Source organism: Streptococcus sp. 20925_1_24, assembly GCF_041432335.1.
GTDB lineage: Bacteria > Bacillota > Bacilli > Lactobacillales > Streptococcaceae > Streptococcus > Streptococcus mitis_BM.
The window spans coordinates 200,146-216,486 of the sequence record NZ_JAPVZM010000001.1 but is presented as its reverse complement, the minus strand read 5'-3'; the positions used below and the strand labels follow the sequence as shown (position 1 = coordinate 216,486).

The 16,341-nt window shown below is 38.5% G+C and carries 17 protein-coding genes; 1 reads left to right on the top strand and 16 read right to left on the bottom strand.

What is annotated here, in order from left to right:
* Window positions 1–102: 102 nt before the first annotated feature.
* From glyQ to ylqF, 7 genes are all read right to left on the bottom strand, one after another.
* Window positions 103–1,020, bottom strand: a complete 918-nt coding sequence (glyQ, locus tag O3650_RS01075) for a glycine--tRNA ligase subunit alpha (RefSeq protein ID WP_000038733.1) — start codon at window positions 1,018–1,020, stop codon at window positions 103–105.
* 209 nt (window positions 1,021–1,229) lie between these two features.
* The gene (locus O3650_RS01070; RefSeq protein ID WP_000912012.1) at window positions 1,230–1,601 is read right to left on the bottom strand and encodes a GFA family protein; all 372 of its coding nucleotides are present in this window, start codon (window positions 1,599–1,601) and stop codon (window positions 1,230–1,232) included.
* A gap of 268 nt (window positions 1,602–1,869) precedes the next feature.
* The gene (locus O3650_RS01065) at window positions 1,870–2,712 is read right to left on the bottom strand and encodes an aldo/keto reductase (RefSeq protein WP_203175422.1); all 843 of its coding nucleotides are present in this window, start codon (window positions 2,710–2,712) and stop codon (window positions 1,870–1,872) included.
* Window positions 2,713–2,788: 76 nt separating this feature from the next.
* On the bottom strand, window positions 2,789–4,180 hold the full coding sequence (gene pgdA / locus O3650_RS01060) for a peptidoglycan-N-acetylglucosamine deacetylase PgdA (protein ID WP_203175425.1): 1,392 nt from the start codon (window positions 4,178–4,180) through the stop codon (window positions 2,789–2,791).
* Between the two features lie 167 nt (window positions 4,181–4,347).
* Window positions 4,348–5,898 carry a ClC family H(+)/Cl(-) exchange transporter gene (locus O3650_RS01055; protein WP_203175426.1) on the bottom strand — a complete coding sequence of 517 codons (1,551 nt, stop codon included), beginning with the start codon at window positions 5,896–5,898 and terminating at the stop codon, window positions 4,348–4,350.
* A 16-nt stretch (window positions 5,899–5,914) separates the two neighbouring features.
* The gene (locus O3650_RS01050) at window positions 5,915–6,694 is read right to left on the bottom strand and encodes a ribonuclease HII (RefSeq protein ID WP_203175427.1); all 780 of its coding nucleotides are present in this window, start codon (window positions 6,692–6,694) and stop codon (window positions 5,915–5,917) included.
* Window positions 6,681–7,532, bottom strand: coding sequence for a ribosome biogenesis GTPase YlqF (gene ylqF, locus O3650_RS01045; protein WP_203175429.1), 852 nt, complete (start codon window positions 7,530–7,532; stop codon window positions 6,681–6,683). Before ylqF ends, O3650_RS01050 begins: the two co-directional genes overlap by 14 nt.
* Before the next feature lie 280 nt (window positions 7,533–7,812).
* Here ylqF and O3650_RS01040 point away from each other — a divergent pair, with 280 nt between their 5' ends.
* Window positions 7,813–8,187 (top strand): transposase, encoded by a 375-nt coding sequence (locus O3650_RS01040; RefSeq protein WP_101784907.1) that lies wholly within the window; start codon window positions 7,813–7,815, stop codon window positions 8,185–8,187.
* 104 nt (window positions 8,188–8,291) lie between these two features.
* Here O3650_RS01040 and O3650_RS01035 read toward each other — a convergent pair whose 3' ends face one another.
* From O3650_RS01035 to ccdA2, 9 genes are all read right to left on the bottom strand, one after another.
* Window positions 8,292–9,020, bottom strand: a complete 729-nt coding sequence (locus O3650_RS01035) for an alpha/beta hydrolase (protein ID WP_371491349.1) — start codon at window positions 9,018–9,020, stop codon at window positions 8,292–8,294.
* A gap of 3 nt (window positions 9,021–9,023) precedes the next feature.
* On the bottom strand, window positions 9,024–9,335 hold the full coding sequence (locus O3650_RS01030) for a hypothetical protein (RefSeq protein ID WP_000420558.1): 312 nt from the start codon (window positions 9,333–9,335) through the stop codon (window positions 9,024–9,026).
* 119 nt (window positions 9,336–9,454) lie between these two features.
* Window positions 9,455–11,197: a glycoside hydrolase family 13 protein gene (locus tag O3650_RS01025; protein ID WP_371491347.1), complete on the bottom strand. Its 1,743-nt coding sequence runs from the start codon at window positions 11,195–11,197 to the stop codon at window positions 9,455–9,457.
* Window positions 11,198–11,359: 162 nt separating this feature from the next.
* Window positions 11,360–12,244, bottom strand: coding sequence for a diacylglycerol kinase family protein (locus O3650_RS01020; protein ID WP_060805528.1), 885 nt, complete (start codon window positions 12,242–12,244; stop codon window positions 11,360–11,362).
* A 111-nt stretch (window positions 12,245–12,355) separates the two neighbouring features.
* Complete coding sequence (locus O3650_RS01015) at window positions 12,356–12,538, bottom strand: hydrolase (RefSeq protein ID WP_060805529.1); 183 nt, start codon at window positions 12,536–12,538, stop codon at window positions 12,356–12,358.
* On the bottom strand, window positions 12,528–13,145 hold the full coding sequence (locus O3650_RS01010) for an SAP domain-containing protein (RefSeq protein WP_371491345.1): 618 nt from the start codon (window positions 13,143–13,145) through the stop codon (window positions 12,528–12,530). The genes O3650_RS01015 and O3650_RS01010 overlap by 11 nt, the downstream gene beginning before the upstream one ends.
* A gap of 257 nt (window positions 13,146–13,402) precedes the next feature.
* A complete protein-coding gene (gene rlmD, locus O3650_RS01005; protein ID WP_371491344.1) occupies window positions 13,403–14,761 on the bottom strand; it encodes a 23S rRNA (uracil(1939)-C(5))-methyltransferase RlmD in 1,359 nt (452 codons plus the stop codon).
* A 96-nt stretch (window positions 14,762–14,857) separates the two neighbouring features.
* Entirely contained in the window at window positions 14,858–15,415 is a 558-nt protein-coding gene (sdbB, locus tag O3650_RS01000) for a thiol-disulfide oxidoreductase-associated lipoprotein SdbB (RefSeq protein ID WP_060805536.1), read from the bottom strand.
* Between the two features lie 11 nt (window positions 15,416–15,426).
* Window positions 15,427–16,134, bottom strand: a complete 708-nt coding sequence (ccdA2, locus tag O3650_RS00995) for a thiol-disulfide oxidoreductase-associated membrane protein CcdA2 (protein WP_060805537.1) — start codon at window positions 16,132–16,134, stop codon at window positions 15,427–15,429.
* Between the last annotated feature and the right edge of the window lie 207 nt (window positions 16,135–16,341).

Genomic DNA, 16,341 nt, shown 5'->3' with positions numbered 1-16,341 from the left:
ATTTTGCCTAGTATCCTTAGTTTCACTAAGGATACCTTCATCACTGCGGCAACTGGCTCAGGGCTCACTCTGTTCGCCCATTTTCGTAATTTGTCACTCTCTTTATTCTGCGTCTTCTGCTAAGAGTTTAGCTCGTGTTGCTTCATCCAAAAGTGGGTAGCCTAGGCGTTTTCGTTCTGCGACAAAGGTTTTGGCTACGACACGGGCCAAGTTACGGATACGAGCGATATAGCCTGCACGCTCGGTTACAGATACGGCACCACGCGCATCAAGCAGGTTAAAGGTATGTGAACATTTGAGAACATAGTCATAGGCAGGGTGCACCAATCCTTCTTCCAAGGCGCGACCAGCTTCTTTTTCAAACTTATCAAAGTTTTCAAGCAACATTTCTTGGTCAGAAATTTCAAACGAATATTTTGAGTGCTCATACTCAGGCTGAATAAAGATTTCTCCGTATTTTACACCATCAGCCCACTCGATATCATAGACAGAGTCTACTTCCTGAATATAAGAAGCCAAGCGTTCCAAACCATAAGTGACTTCTGCAGTCACAGGCCCAGTTGCCAATCCACCGACTTGTTGGAAATAAGTGAACTGAGTAATTTCCATCCCATCAAGCCAAACTTCCCAACCAAGACCAGCTGAACCAGTTGATGGGTTTTCCCAGTTGTCCTCAACGAAACGAATATCGTGTTCCAAAGGATTGATTCCCAATTTTTCCAAAGACTCAAGGTAAAGTTCCTGGATATTTGATGGAGATGGCTTCATGACCACTTGGAATTGGTGGTGTTGGTAAAGACGGTTAGGATTTTCTCCGTAACGACCGTCAGCAGGACGACGTGATGGTTCTACATAAGCCGCATTCCATGGTTCAGGTCCGATAGCACGAAGAAAAGTGTAAGGACTCATGGTTCCCGCACCTTTTTCATTGTCATAAGCCTGCATAAGCATACAACCTTGGTCATTCCAAAATTGTTGCAAAGTCAAAATAATTTCTTGAAATGTTAATTTCTTAGACATTGAATACTCCTTAATAAAAATAATTTCTTGCGACACGAGTCTGCCTCGTCGATTATACGAGGCAAGACGAGTTAGTACTGCGTCTAGCTCAGCACCCTAGTGCTGAGCGTGGGGCAGTCCGACTGTAAGGAGGTTTCTGCCACTGATGCAGTGGAAAGTCAATTTTTTAGACATTGTTTACTCCTTTAATTTATATTATCTTCTTAGATTTATTTATCAAGTAACCAAGAAAAGGCTGGGTCCTGAAAAATATGACGTTTGGGAACAGTTTGTAAATTCTGATCACATTCATCTATTGTACCTAATTTCAAAGCACAGACTTCTGGTATATTTTCTTGAACAGTGAAAATTTGACTATGACAGTTCTGGCAGTAATAACGCTGTTTTCCTGGAGAAGAACTATAGGAAACAAGCTTTTCTTTTCCATGCAATACTAGCTTTTCACTGCTAACTTTAGCATTAACTGTATAGGCAGACGCAGTTGCTTTCCGACAGAATGAGCAATGACAAAAAACTAATTCCGATAATTCCTCATCTAGAGTGTAGGTCACTGCTTTACATAAACAAGATCCTTTAAGCATTATGCTCCTTTCTACTTAGGCATTAGACGAATTCAAAAAGAACCGCATTTCAACACCCAAGCCTTGCGACTAGGGGCGTCAGAAACGCGGTTCCACCCTAATTTATTACTTCATTGTTTTTGAAAATACTACAGAAAGCGCCAGTTCTTTATTTTGCTCTACTTGGCTCCCACTATCCCAAGCTCGCTTGAAGAACGCCATAAGACTTTCTTTCCTGCTGACTATTATATCAAAAATTGGAACAATGTACAATTCTTTTTATGATTTTCTAGAAATCCATATCATCAACTCGTGGAGCACCAGACTGAACAGCAATCGCTTTTAAGGTTTCACGCTCCTCATGACTCAGTTCAATTCCAAAGCAATCAAGATTAGCTTGAATACGAGAAGCTGTGACAGATTTCGGAAGCGGTAAAAATCCTTCTGCTAAGCTCCAAGCCAAGGCTATCTGAGCAACCGATTTTCCATGATTTGCCGCGGTTTCTTGGACTTCCTTACTATCAAATAGTTCTCCCTGACCAAAAGGTCCCCAAGCTTCCAATAAAATTCCTTTTTCTCGACAGTAATCTACGACTTCCTCTTGATAGACGCCTGGCGCCAAACGAACTTGATTGACCGCAGGAAGAATTTTTGCTGTTTCAAGCAAGGCATCCAAATGATGTGGAAGGAAATTACTAACTCCGATAGCACGGATTTTGCCTTCTTGATAAAGCTCCTCCATCGCTCTCCAGACTTCTGAATTTCGGATTTTCCATTGGTCATTTTTTCTGAGCGGTTTTGGATTTGGCCAATGAATCAAATACAAATCCAAATATTCCAAGCCCAGCTTCTCTAAAGACTCTTCAAAAGCCTGACGAGCTTGCTCATAGTTGTGATTTCTATTCCAGAGTTTGCTGGTTACAAAAATTTCCTCACGCGGAACGCCACTATCTTGAATGGCACGACCAACGCTTTCTTCATTTTTATAAATAGTTGCCGTATCGATATGGCGATATCCTGCCTTTAAAGCCTCTAGGACAGCTTGATAGGCAATCTCTCCATTTTCAGCTTTCCAGGTTCCAAATCCCAGAACTGGAATTGGAACGCCATTATTTAAAGTATAAGATTTCATTATTTTTCCTCTCTATGTAAAGCAAATCCAAAGAAACAAGTTCTCAAAGAAAACTTATCTCTTTAGATTTTGGGTATTATTGATCACGATCGAAATAGAGTTGGTGAGGTTTAAGACGAGCGTCTAACAAATCTGGAATAGTTACAAAGTCATAACCTTGCCCTTTCAAGTAGTCAATGACCTTCGGTAGAGCATTTACACTCTCAGCATGGATATCATGCATGAGAATAATAGAACCATTCTTGACTTCACGCTGAATTTCTGTCAAAATAGATGCTTCATTTTTACTCTTCCAGTCCAGACTATCTACATCCCACATAATAAAGCTCAAATCTAAGCTATTTCGAATGTCGTCTGTAATGGCTCCATAAGGGGGACGCATAAGTTTAGAGCTAGAACCCAGCACTTTAGTTAGTGCATCCTCAGTATCAGTAATTTGTTTTTTAGCTTCATCAAGGGAAAGTTTTGAAAGCACTGGATGACTCCAACTATGGTTTCCAATAACATGACCATCTGCTTTCATACGTTTCAAAATCTCTTCATTTCCAGAAACATTCTTCCCCAAAACAAAGAAAGTTGCCTTGATACCATACTTAGAAAGAGTATCTAATGCTTGATTTGTCGTTGCAGGATTTGGTCCATCATCAAAAGTCAAGGCTACTACTTTACGATTTTTCTTTTCATAATAAACCTTATATAGCTCTGCATCCTTATCTAATAAATAAGAGGACTGAATAACTTCAAAGAAACTAGATACTGGCAAGGCAATCTCGTCTAGATTTTCAACTGACTGACTTGGATAAAGGATAATCTGACTATCCTTGTAATCAAAATTCCATACAGACAAGTCTTGGTCAGAGAAGCCTTTAACAACTTGATCAATCTTTTCTTGCTCCAATTTCTTGTCCTGTAAGAAAGAAGTCAGCTCTTTTATCAGTTTCTCTTTGGCCTTACTAGCATCTGAAAATAATTGATCAAGGGTAAAAGGTTTACCATCTTCTATCAAATGTACTTTTGCTAGACTAGTTTTTTCAGTCTCTTCAACTTTTGACGAAGTTAAATCATAGACTTGTTTCATCACACTTCGGTTGACAATCCCTTTTAAAGTCGCATCCTGTTTCTCCGTATAATAAAAAACCAGATTTTCTTTGTCTTCCAGATTTTCCTTAATATCCTGTGTCATGATTTCTTTTACAGATGAAATCACTTGCTCCCCTTGGAGAGGATAATAGGCAATTACTTCTGCTTGTCCCTTACGAAAATGATCCTTCTGATTTCCCTCACTCAATTGATCATCTTTCTCTTTTTTGAGCGATTCAATCTTTTGTTCAAAACTTTGTTTTGTGTATATTTTATATCCAATTATTGAACCAATGACACAAATACTTACTGAGAAGATAGCTACTAGGGCTATTAGACTCATTCTTATCTTATCGTGATTCTCACGCTTTGCTCTACTTTTATCCATAAGACCATCATATCAAATTCAAGCTATAATTTCAATGATTTTGGAGGAAATAGTATATTAAAAAAGAAGGTTATTAAAAAATAACCGATCTCATTGCTGAGAATCGGTTTTCTAATATATTTAATTAAGAAATTTATTTTTACATAACATAAATTATGTAAAAACCCCTACAACAACAAATCTTTGACTTTCCCAATTTCACTTTTTGGAATAACTAGGTGAATCATATCACCGAGATACATTCTGGTTGAGCCGTTAACTGTTTGGCTCTTGCCATTATGGACTTGTGTTGTGATGAGGACATTGTGTGGCAGATTGAGTTCATGAACCTGTTTTCCAGCGATTTTGTCTGATACAGGAATTTCAATAAGTGTGACTTCTCCTTCATCTGTCGCTTCTTCTGGCAGCATTTTTTCCAACATAGCCTCATAGACTGGCGCACCCTTGAGTAGATCCATGACGATGTAGGCAACTAGGGTTACTAATCCAAGTGGCATAAGATTGCGAATATCTCCTACCATTTCGGTTACCAGAATCATAGCGGTTAAGGGTGCCTTAGATATTGCTCCAAAATAGCCACTCATTCCTAGAATGACAAATATAGGGAATTGCTCTTGACTGACAAGTCCAAGATTGACACAAATAACACCAACTATAGCACCAAGTAAGGAGCCAAGCGCCAAAATTGGTAGGAAAATTCCTCCTGGAAGGCCACTTCCATAGCTAATCATGCTCCAAACAAAGCGAATCAAAAAGTAAACTAATAGAACTTGGAAACTAAAATCTTGCTCAGTTAAGGAAAGAACCAGCTGATTTCCACCACCAAGGATTTGGGGTAAGAAGATCCCGACTGGTATGATGAGAATGAAAGCCAGAATTGGATAATAAGCTCTATTCAAACGGATTTTTTGACCTATCCAGTCATAAACTCGACCAACATTGAGCACAGCTTTCTCATAGAGAAAACCAGAAAGTCCAAGAAAAACTCCCATAAGGAGGTAAATCCAATACTGGTCTAGGGTCATGAGTGGGATGTTGTCTGGCATATCCAGTACGGGTGTTAGGCCAAATATGAGCAGAGAAACAAAGTTTGCTACGAGACTAGCTGCGAGAGTGGAGACCCAGAAAAAGCGTGAAAAATGGTGATAAACTTCTTCTACCACAAAGAGAAGTCCTGCAATAGGTGCATTAAAGGCCGCAGCTAGACCAGCGGCAGCTCCACTAGCAATCAAGGAGCGTTCCTCTACTGGACTGGATTTGAGCCATTTGGCAATTCCTTTACCACCGACTGCTCCAAGTTGAATACTTGGTCCTTCACGCCCCAGCATAAGACCGCTAGCAATAGCAAGAATTCCTAGAATATATTTTTTCCAAAGAACTCCCCACCAGTTGAGGGTCATCAGTCCCTTTAATTCAGCTTCGACTTGAGGAATTCCTGAACCTTTGATGTCTTTTTCTGACCGAGTTAATTTCGCACTGAGCCAACAAACTATTAAATAAAATAGACCAATGATAAAAAGATTGCGCACTAGGTGCGCTTGATCCTGATAAAGTCCTTGTATCAGGTGGAAGCCTTTTTCGATTAAGAAACGAAAGGATCCAACTATAATTCCAACAACGAGACCAACAATGATTCCTCGTCCAACTTGGGATAATATGGTGCTTGAGGCAAAGGCAAATTCTTTCTTGGAGCTGAGTGTTTCTGACTGTTCCTCCATAATCAATCCTTCTAACTTAACTTTCTTTTTCTCCTGAAACCAGTGATTTAACGGGTTCAAAACTTGTTCGGTGAATTGGGGTAACTCCTAGTTTTGTGAGGCCTTCCAGGTGTTTAGCTGTTCCATATCCTGCATTAGTAGCGAAATCATAGCCGGGAAATTGCTGGTCGAATTCCTTCATCAATTCATCACGTGTCACCTTGGCTACTATAGAAGCCGCTGCAATTGAAAGGGAATTGGCATCTCCTTTGATGATAGATGTTTGTGAAATTGGTAAATCCAGTTTCATGGCATCTATCAAAAGGTACTCAGGTTGAGGACTGAGCTGGGAGATTGCTTCCTTCATAGCCAGTTTGGTTGCTTCATAGATATTGACTTGGTCGATGACTCTATTATCCATGATACCAATGCCGATTGATAATGCTTGATCTTGAACGGCTTGATAAATTTCTAGATGTTTCTTTTTAGGAATTTTCTTGCTGTCGTTGAGGCCTCTAATCTTACAATTTTTAGGCAAGATAACGGCTGCAGCGACTACTGGCCCAGCCAGAGGACCTCGGCCGACCTCATCAACACCAGCAATTAAGGTCAATCCTTGCTTATAAAGTTCCTTTTCGTAGGAAAGCATGGATTCCAAACGAAGTTCCTCATCCAATTCTGCCTGAATAGCTTTTTTACGCTTGCTGATTTCCTTTTGAACTCCAGAGCGATTATCCTTTTCAAGCTCTAAAAAAATAGGGCTTTCTAACTCCTTGACCGTTGCAAGTAGTTCTTTGATTTCTTTAATCGTCGCCATCGAGGTCTTCCAATATATCTAAGGTATAGTTACCGAGTTTGCCGTCGCGGACTTCCTTCACGAAGAGACTGTAGAAACGGTCATAGTCATCACGGAAGCCGAGGGCGCGGGTCATATCCATAATAATAACTGGCGCTTCTTCCTCAATTTTCATTTGTTTGAAGCGGTCAGCCAACTTTTCTGGATAATGTTCTTTGAAATAATTGAGGCCAAAAATAGTTACCTCATCCATAGGAAGCAACTGGTCTTTGATAGCCCCTGTCAAGGCCAGTTTCAATGCTACAGTTTCATCCTCAAACTTAGGCCAAAGAATCCCCGGTGTATCCAAGATTTCCAGGTCTTTATTTGTTTTGAGCCATTGTTGTCCCTTGGTAACCCCTGGCTTGTTACCGACAACAGCAATTTTCTTACCAGCCAAACGGTTCATGAGAGTTGATTTACCAGCATTGGGAATCCCAATAATCATGGTACGCAAGGTTTCAATCTGGATACCGCGTTCCTTCTGGCGTGTAATCTTATCCGCCATGAGTTTTTTTGCCGCATCTGTTACAACTTTTACAGTCACTTGCTCTTTGGAGTTGATAGCAAGAGTCTGAATTCCTTGTGATTCAAAATACTGACGCCATTCCTTTGTCATTGCTGGATCGGCCAAGTCCGCCTTGTTTAAAATCAAGAGTTTTGGTTTGTCACCAACAATCTTGGTTAACATAGGATTTTGACTAGATAGAGGCAAGCGTGCATCCACCAAAATCGTCACAAAATCAACAAATTTTAAATTTTCCTGAACCTGTCGACGTGCTTTAGACATGTGACCAGGAAACCATTGAATAGTAGCCATTGAGTTTTTTTCCTTTCATAGCAAGGGTTTAAAGACCCTATTTTATTTTACTATCGCTTGAACATAGAGAGTTTTCAAATGAATGGTGTTCAAACAATTCTTATTTAATTACATAGAAATCTACTTTATATTATATCATGCCTTCTCTATTTTGTCCGATGATAGCCCTTCAAGCTCCCTGAATAGAAAAAGTGACTCTATAATATTTGTAGTGGGTAAATCCCCTATAGATATTATGGAGCCTATTTTGTTGTAGAAAAAATTCCATAGAAAAAATCATATGGAATCATTACTTCTTATCACAAAACCACTCGATATCAAAGACCCTAATATCCAGATTCTAGACATCATCAATAAGGATACCCACAAGGAAATCATCGCTAAACTGGACTACGATGCTCCATCTTGCCCTGAGTGCGGAAGTCAAATGAAGAAATATGATTTTCAAAAAACCTTTCTCAAGGATAAAGAAAAGATTGTCAACGCCCTTCAACTACACTATTCTAACGCCAAATTAGAAGCAACCAATAATCTCATTAAACTCATCAAACGCAATGCCTTTGGATTTCGGAACTTTGAAAACTTCAAAAAACGGATTTTTATCGCTCTCAATATCAAAAAAGAAAGGACAAATTTTGTCCTTTCTCGATCTTAGCTGACTTCAACCCACTACAGTTGACAAAGAACCGAATTAATTTGATATTCCTAATCAATTTGTTCATATCTTATTCTAATCAACTATATATTAATTATGATAATTCATTCAATAGCCCAGTAAGAATAAGAGAACCACTCATTAATTAGACTAGCGATTTCTTTAGGTGCTTCAGTATAAAGCTTATGGCCAAAGTTTTCTAGAAGAATAGTATCAAAATAGTCTGGCAATTCTTTTAGGGCTTCCTCTCTCCATGTAGCTTCATTAGGATAGCGAGGACTAATAAACAAGGTAGCTCCCACTTCTCTCTTAAAAGCTTGTATTTTCCTCCGTAGGCGGAGGATCGCTTCTATATTTTCATAATTTATAGCCAACTCATATCTATTATACTCCGCATTCCAGTGATAGGACTGTCTTACAGCTTCCTCCATATTTTCTGACCAATACTTTGCTTCAGATTTCTCTTTAGAAATAAGAAGAGCTAAGTCTGAAACGACTTGAGATTCGATATAGTTTTTAACTTCCTCTAACTCTGTATCTAAAGGTAAAATCTTATCTAAATCTAGATAGCCACCATCCCAAAGAATTAGTTTTTTCACTTCATAAAATTCCGATGCAAGATAACGCGCCAAATCTCCTCCAAGAGAATGACCTATCAGACATATAGATTCTTCCTCTACAATCTCATTTTTAAACCATGATTTCAATTCTGTTTCATCTCGAAGATGCTTATCATATGGATTTAGAAAATAAATCTGCGAATTTAGTTCTTGAAGAAAATCCTTGCTATGATAGACATTGCTTCCCAAACCGCCAATAAAAAATGTCTTCATTCTCTACTTAATACTATGCTTATTCATCTTTTGTTCAAAGATAGTCGTGATAATCTGGCGCAATTCTTCGCGTTCTTTTTCTGGAATTTCACCACTTGTTTGGGCTACAGCGTATAGTTCAGGGTGTTCAATTGAAATGCGTTTAATAGTACGTGTCGTAGCATGCTTTCTGACAAAAAACGGAATTCGCTTAATCAAGTCTTGTGGGACGAGCGCAAGAATCTTCTCAGCAGTTTCCTTGTCACTAATCTTAGACGTAGTCAGCCCCTTCTTAATCATTTCCTGTTCTTTTTCTGTAAAATCTTTTAATTCCATTCGATTAGTCCTCCTATGTTCGCTAAGTTAAATTATATACCAATTGTAGCAAGACGACAAATAGTCTGTTTGTAAAATCTTCTCTATACTACAATTTTCCTGTCGCTCATAATTGCTCTTTAATGAAAAATCACAAAACCTTTTGGAGAGATCACAAGCTGATTCTCTAATTCTTGGTAATCGCTTGCTAGTGCTACTGCTTCCTTTTCTAAAAGATAATCTTCTTTTGATTGGTTAAAGATCGCTTTAAGGAGCCGGCCTTGGTATTTCCATTCCAAGGCCACTAGATCAGGTTTAATTTCTTGGAGGCTATACTTGCCATGCGAAATGATTTCTGACGCGTGTTTGCGAATCTTTATCAGCCTCTTCATAAAGTTCAGCATGTCATTATCACTTGATACGCGTTCCCAAGGCATACAACGACGGCAATCTGGGTCTGGACCGCCAGTCAAGGCAAGCTCGGTTCCATAATAGATGCAGGGTGTTCCCCTTTGTAAAAAGAGAAAGGCTAGAGCTGATTTAACCAGTTGAATATCCTCATTGGCCGTCCACAAGATTCGTTCTGTATCATGCGAATCCAAGAGATTAAACATAACTTCTGAAATCTGCTGCTTGTAATACATAGATTGGCCATTGATTTCATCGATGAATTGGTCAGTCTTCTTAAGTCCTCGTAAGAAATAGTCCTTGATGCTATCAGATAAAGGATAATTCATGACGGCATGGAACTCATCGCCATTTAGCCAAGGCTGAGCCGTATGCCAGACTTCTCCAAGGATATAAAGATCAGGCCTTTTAGCTAGAACTGCCTTGCGAAAATCCCTCCAAAACTGATGGTCAATCTCATTAGCCACATCTAAACGCCAAGCATCGATATCAAACTCTTCAATCCAATAAGTCGCAACCTTTAAAAGATACTCCTTGACCTCTGGATTGGCTGTATTTAACTTAGGCATATAGTCCTCGAAACCAAAAGCGTGATAAGGTAGCTCCCTCCTATTGGCTAGCTTTTCAGTCGTCACTGGGAATTGTTGAATATGGAACCAATCTTTGTAAGCAGACTCCTCACCATTTTTGACAACATCTTGCCATTGAGGAGATTGCGAACCAATATGGTTAAATACAGCATCCAGCATGATTTTCATGCCACGCTGATGAGCTTGCTCGACCAGTTCCCGAAAGGTCTCCTTGTCCCCAAAATGACGGTCAATTTCAAAGTAATCCGTCGTATTGTACTTGTGATTGCTCGTAGATTCAAAGATAGGACAAAGATAAAGTCCAGTAATTCCCAAGTCTTGCAAGTAATCCAGATGGTCAATAATCCCCTGTAAATCACCACCAAAGAAATCATCACTCTGAGGTGTGATAGATGAATCCCAGTCTAAAGTCCCTTCTGGGTTTAATCGAGCATTTCCATTGGCAAATCTCTCAGGAAATATCTGATACCATACCGTATCTGAAACCCAGTCAGGAATCTGGCATGCATCAATTTCATGAAGATAGGACAACTTAAATCCATTTCCAATAGCATGAAGATTTTCTAGAGAATTGTCCACGCACCCTTTATCGCCATACAAAATACTTTGACCTTCTGTATTCTTGAGTTCAAAGAGATACTGGATACGTGCAAAGTCAACGGACACTTCAACCTGCCAATAATCAAAGATGGCATCAGAAGTTATCTTGGACATTTCTTTTGTACCTTGATAAAACTCCTCCATAAAGATAAAAGGGTCCCCATAATGCAAGATAATGCTTTCAATATCCCCTTTCTTAGTTCGAATCCGAATATGAAGTTTCTTATCCTTGTAAAGATAGGCATACTCTGACTCAGGCCTATGGTAAATAGCACTTAATTCCATTAATTTGTCTCCTAAAGTATTCATTCAAATTTTACGCAAACGTTTTCAAAATCAATAAATCCAGTATACTATTTTTGTAAACTATTTGCAAGGAATGTCCGTTCTTAAAGGAACTATCTTTTTAAGTATACAAAAAGCCTTAAAAAAGGCTTTATCTATATACTATTCCTCTTTCGGTTTTGAAAACACTTCTACTCGTTGAGCTAGGACTTTGATTTCTACAGGTAGGTTATCCGATTTATCGCCGTCAACATCCGACTCCAATTCACTATCTGAAGAGATCTTAATATTACGCGCTTTGATATACTCGATATTATCATTTGCGACAACATCCCCTTTTAATAAATCAGGAATGACGGATAATTTGGAGAATATAGAAGCATCTTTCAGAATCAAAATGTTGGCATAGCCATCTTTGTTTTCTTCAAAGATTTTTTTGTCAGCAAAGTAATTTGTCAAGAGAACCAAAACATGGCTAGCTTCACCAACATAATTTCCATTTTCCGTCTCCACCTTAATGTTGAAGACTTGATCCGTCATAACAGACTTCATGGTATTTACAGCATAGGCAAGAATACCAAATTTTGTCTTATCTTCAATTTCAACGTTGTGAATCGCCTCAGGTAGAGAACCGATACTAAAGATATAACCAAAATAATTGTCATTCGCTTTTCCGATATCAATCTTATTGGTTAAGTTGAAATCCAGTTCATCAATCGCGCCATCAATGTCTTGATTGATTGCCAACAGTTTCGTAATGAGGTTACCCGTACCCCCAGGGATAATACCCAACTTAGGAATGTAGTCTCTCTCAGCAATACCGGAAATGACTTCGTTGACAGTCCCATCTCCACCAAAAACAACCACTGCATCGTACTGCTCACGTGAAGCCTCTTCAGCAAAATGTGTTGCATCCAGAGCTTTTTCGGTAATTTTGGTTTCTACGTGCTCAAAATATTCTTTTACTTTATTCTCCAGCTTTTCTTTGTAATCCAAAGCCTTCTCGCCACCAGAAGTAGGGTTGATAATTACCATTGCCTTTTTCATTAATTTTCTCCTTAATATTCATAAGAAATGTTTATATTTTATCATACGCATCTAACTATACCCTCATTATACAATGAAAATACAGAAAACAGAAATATGACGTACTGGAGATTAATACGCTTTTATTCTATTTTCCCATCTAATGACTACATCCTTTAAGGATTCATCCAAGTAAGAAATGGTCTTATCCTTTATCCAATCAGGAATACCATAAGCTGCCTCTGCTATGCTACCAGTGATTGCTGCGAGAGTATCACTGTCGCCACCAAGTGAGATGGAGTTTCTACTTATCATACTCTTTTATTTTATCAGCATATTCAGTCAAAAGATTCTTTGAATAACTTTTTTCATTACTTAAATTTCTAACTTCTTTCCAAAGAGTTGAAGCTACTTTTAATTTATTGGAGTAGTTACGACTATTTTCGTCTGCACAGAAATCCTTTAAAAATTGGTTCCATTGACAAACCGAATGATCATACTTAGCATAATCTGAATTTCCATAATAGACTTTTAGCATATCTTGGATTGTAAAACTCAAATCATTTTCTCTTTTTACTTTTCTCCAAGCTGTAGCCATATCAGCAGTAAATTTAAATGGCGAAACATCTGTTAAAGTTGAGAAATATTCTCTAAAGTCTGCATTAAAGGAGAATCCACATTCAAGTAAGGGCGTATCTAAGGCAATAGCTGCCACTCGTTTCTTATTTCTTTTTGTTGATGATTTTTTAATCAAATTCCCCTTAAAGTACTGCTCAATAATATGATTGAGTTCTTGTTTGGTACCTCTATATTCTAATCCTAATGATTTACATAGTTGTGAAAGTTCATCACGATACCAATAGTATTTATTAAACTCATCAAAGGATGTGATTTTATCAAACTCTGGTCTGTTCTCTATCAATATTTTAGCTCCACCAAAAACAATTTACTTTTTCACTCAAAGAGTACCTTACTATTTGTCTGTGTTCATACTTAGGATTCAAGCTCACAATCACACACTCAGCGGTTCGGACTTACCGTATCATTTCGTCGGTACCTTTCCTCATTCTACAAGTCCTATCCAATAACTTCGTTGATACCTCAGCTCGTACAAGTAGTGATACCGCCTCAACGTGATGTGTCTTTGGGACTCAAAAGGTTTGGGGAACCTTTTGAGGATTAACTACGTTTCTCCAACAAGCTTACACACTCCACGTGGTGCGTTTGAGGAAAAAGATCAACCGGCTGGACTTTCTTCAACTCATATCCCAATTCTTGGTAGAGTTTGATATCACGCGCCATAGTAGCGACATTACAGGAGATATAGGCGATGCGGTCTGCTCCTGTTTGAGCGCTTGCCTTGATAAAGCTTTCTGTAAGACCCTTGCGTGGTGGGTCCACTAGAATAAGACTTGGTTGAATCCCATCTTTGAGCCAATTTTTCATAGCATTTTCAGCTGTGTCACAGACATAGTGGGCATTTGAAATATTGTTCAGTTGGGCATTCTTCTTACTATTCTCAACCGCTTCTGGAATGACTTCAACACCATAGACTTCTTTGACATGTTTCGCAACAGAGAGGCCAATCGTCCCGATACCAGAATAGGCATCAATGACCACATCATCTTCTCTTAATTCAGCAAAGTCAATGGCTGTTCGATAAAGTTTTTCAGCCATTTCAGTATTGACTTGGTAAAATGCTGGACCAGCGATTTGGTAGTCATTTCCCAACATCTGGTCAGTGATAAAGTCTTGTCCATAAAGTGTGCACCATTCCTTACCAAAAATAGCATTGGTGTTCTGGTCATTGATATTTTGCATAACAGACACAATCTCTGGGAACTGCTTGATTAGTTGTTCAATCAATTGGTCGACACGAAAAATTTTAGGACGAGTTGTTACTAAAATGACCATAATTTGCCCTGAATAGTGTCCGCGACGCACCACAAGATTCCGAACCAAGCCAGACTGCTCCTTTTCATCATAAGGTTTCAAATCATAACGGCGGAGCAAGTCGCGTAGGACTACTACTACCTCGTCAATTACAGGATCCTGGATAAAGAAATCTTCCAAAGGCATGAGATCGTGGGAATTCTTACGGAAAAAGCCAGTTTCCAAGACACCATTTACTCGACGAACAGGGACCTGGGCCTTGTTGCGGTACTTGACTGGATTTTCCATACCAAGCGTTTCAGCAACTTCTACATCTGCAATTCCAGCAATCTTGTATAGACTATCCTTGACTTTCTTGGTTTTAAATTTGAGCTGTTCTGGATAAGAAAGATGTCCTAAATCCGCGATTCCTGAACGCAAGTAAGCCAAATCTAGATTTTGATTACGGTGTGGTGACTGGATAAGGTATTCTTCAACTTTCCCAAAGCCAATCTTTTTATTGACCTTGAGAACTCGCATGAGGATTTTTTCACTCGGTAAAGCATTCTCGATAAAAAAGACCAAACCATTCACCTTGGCAACTCCTGCCCCTTCATGGGTCAAGTCAACAATTTCAACTTCTACAATATCATTTTTCTTTAACATTCTCTTCTCTTTCTATTGGCCGACAAAAAAGACGGCAACGTTACGGTTACCATCTATTATACCATGAAATTTGTAATCAGATTCTCTTTATCTATTCTAGTTCATTTCTTTAAAGGCTGCTTCTGCATCCGCGTTGCTGATAACACCAAATTGTATCTTTCCAATCTTTCCTTGACTGTCAATCAGGTATTCTGTAGGAATGCTTCGGATTTGATAAGCTTGGAATGTGGTTGCTTTTGTGTCATAAAGAACTGGGATATCCTTATAACCTTGATCTTGGAACCATTGTGGGAATTGCTCAACAGTTTTTTCGCCTTGAATACCCGGTGCAATGACACTAAGAATTTCAAAATCACGATCTGGTTTCGCCGCTAGTTCCATCAACTCTGGCATACTTTTCTTACATGGACCACACCAGGAAGCCCAAAACTTCAAATAGACTTTTTTACCCTTATAATCAGATAACTTAACTTCTTTACCATCCATGGATTGCAAGGTAAAATCTGGAGCATCTTTTCCAACAGCAATTTGTTGTACAGTCGTTTGTTGTTTTGGCTGTTGTGCTGCTTGAGTCTTTTTAGTTTCCTCCTCACCACAGGCCATCAATACAACTAATGACAAGAGGCTTAAGCCAGCAAACATTACTTTTTTCATCTTTTTCTCCTTTATTCAAAAATTCCAGCTAGAACATTTACTTGTCCTAATAGTAATAAAATTCCCATTAAAATAATGAGGAAACCACCAATTTTCTTCAGTAACATCATATGGCGTTTGATTTTACTAAAATAAGGCATCACTACACCTGAAGCTAGAGCCAAAACCAAGAAAGGAATAGCCATCCCTAGAGTGTAAATCAAGGTATAAATCGCTCCTTGCCAAGCACCATTGCCTCCAGAAGCCGCAAGCGCTAAAACAGAACTCAAAACTGGACCAATACAAGGCGTCCAACCAAAACTAAAGGTAATACCGAGTAAAAAGGCCGACCAATAACGATTGGCTTCTGATTTCTTAAAAGTAAAGCTTTTTTGAACCTCTAATTTCTTAAAATGAAAAATTTCCATCTGGTGAAGGCCCAAAATAATGATAATCGTACCCATGGTATAGCGAAACCAATTGGCATAGAGAATATTACCAAAGTAACCAGCACCAAATCCTAGAATAAAGAAAATGAGAGAAATACCTGCGATAAAGCAAAGCGTTCGAATTAAACCTGACCAGGCAACTTTTCTACCAAATAAAGAAAAGCTTTTTGCACTTTCCTGATCATCCAGCAAAATTCCAGCATAAACTGGCAGAAGTGGAAAAATACAAGGAGAAAAGAAGGACAAGACCCCTGCTAAAAAAACGGAGATTGAAAATACTAGCGTTTCCAATAAAGAACCAACTTTCTTAAGAATTTAAAACTATTGTACTATAAATATTAAAATTTGTATCAAGTTTGCTACGGTTAACTGTTTTTGTAATTATATTATATGAAACAAACTCTTTAATAGTACACTATGTTTTCTAAAACATTGTTAGAAATTGATTTGAATTTCTCAATCAAATTGTTCGGTTTTTTCATTTCGCTATAGATAAAA

Coding starts and splice junctions, on each gene's coding strand:
- glyQ (WP_000038733.1), bottom strand. CDS start 1,020: ATGTCTAAGAAATTAACATTTCAAGAAATTATTTTGACTTTGCAACAA.
- O3650_RS01070 (WP_000912012.1), bottom strand. CDS start 1,601: ATGCTTAAAGGATCTTGTTTATGTAAAGCAGTGACCTACACTCTAGAT.
- O3650_RS01065 (WP_203175422.1), bottom strand. CDS start 2,712: ATGAAATCTTATACTTTAAATAATGGCGTTCCAATTCCAGTTCTGGGA.
- pgdA (WP_203175425.1), bottom strand. CDS start 4,180: ATGGATAAAAGTAGAGCAAAGCGTGAGAATCACGATAAGATAAGAATG.
- O3650_RS01055 (WP_203175426.1), bottom strand. CDS start 5,898: ATGGAGGAACAGTCAGAAACACTCAGCTCCAAGAAAGAATTTGCCTTT.
- O3650_RS01050 (WP_203175427.1), bottom strand. CDS start 6,694: ATGGCGACGATTAAAGAAATCAAAGAACTACTTGCAACGGTCAAGGAG.
- ylqF (WP_203175429.1), bottom strand. CDS start 7,532: ATGGCTACTATTCAATGGTTTCCTGGTCACATGTCTAAAGCACGTCGA.
- O3650_RS01040 (WP_101784907.1), top strand. CDS start 7,813: ATGGAATCATTACTTCTTATCACAAAACCACTCGATATCAAAGACCCT.
- O3650_RS01035 (WP_371491349.1), bottom strand. CDS start 9,020: ATGAAGACATTTTTTATTGGCGGTTTGGGAAGCAATGTCTATCATAGC.
- O3650_RS01030 (WP_000420558.1), bottom strand. CDS start 9,335: ATGGAATTAAAAGATTTTACAGAAAAAGAACAGGAAATGATTAAGAAG.
- O3650_RS01025 (WP_371491347.1), bottom strand. CDS start 11,197: ATGGAATTAAGTGCTATTTACCATAGGCCTGAGTCAGAGTATGCCTAT.
- O3650_RS01020 (WP_060805528.1), bottom strand. CDS start 12,244: ATGAAAAAGGCAATGGTAATTATCAACCCTACTTCTGGTGGCGAGAAG.
- O3650_RS01015 (WP_060805529.1), bottom strand. CDS start 12,538: ATGATAAGTAGAAACTCCATCTCACTTGGTGGCGACAGTGATACTCTC.
- rlmD (WP_371491344.1), bottom strand. CDS start 14,761: ATGTTAAAGAAAAATGATATTGTAGAAGTTGAAATTGTTGACTTGACC.
- sdbB (WP_060805536.1), bottom strand. CDS start 15,415: ATGAAAAAAGTAATGTTTGCTGGCTTAAGCCTCTTGTCATTAGTTGTA.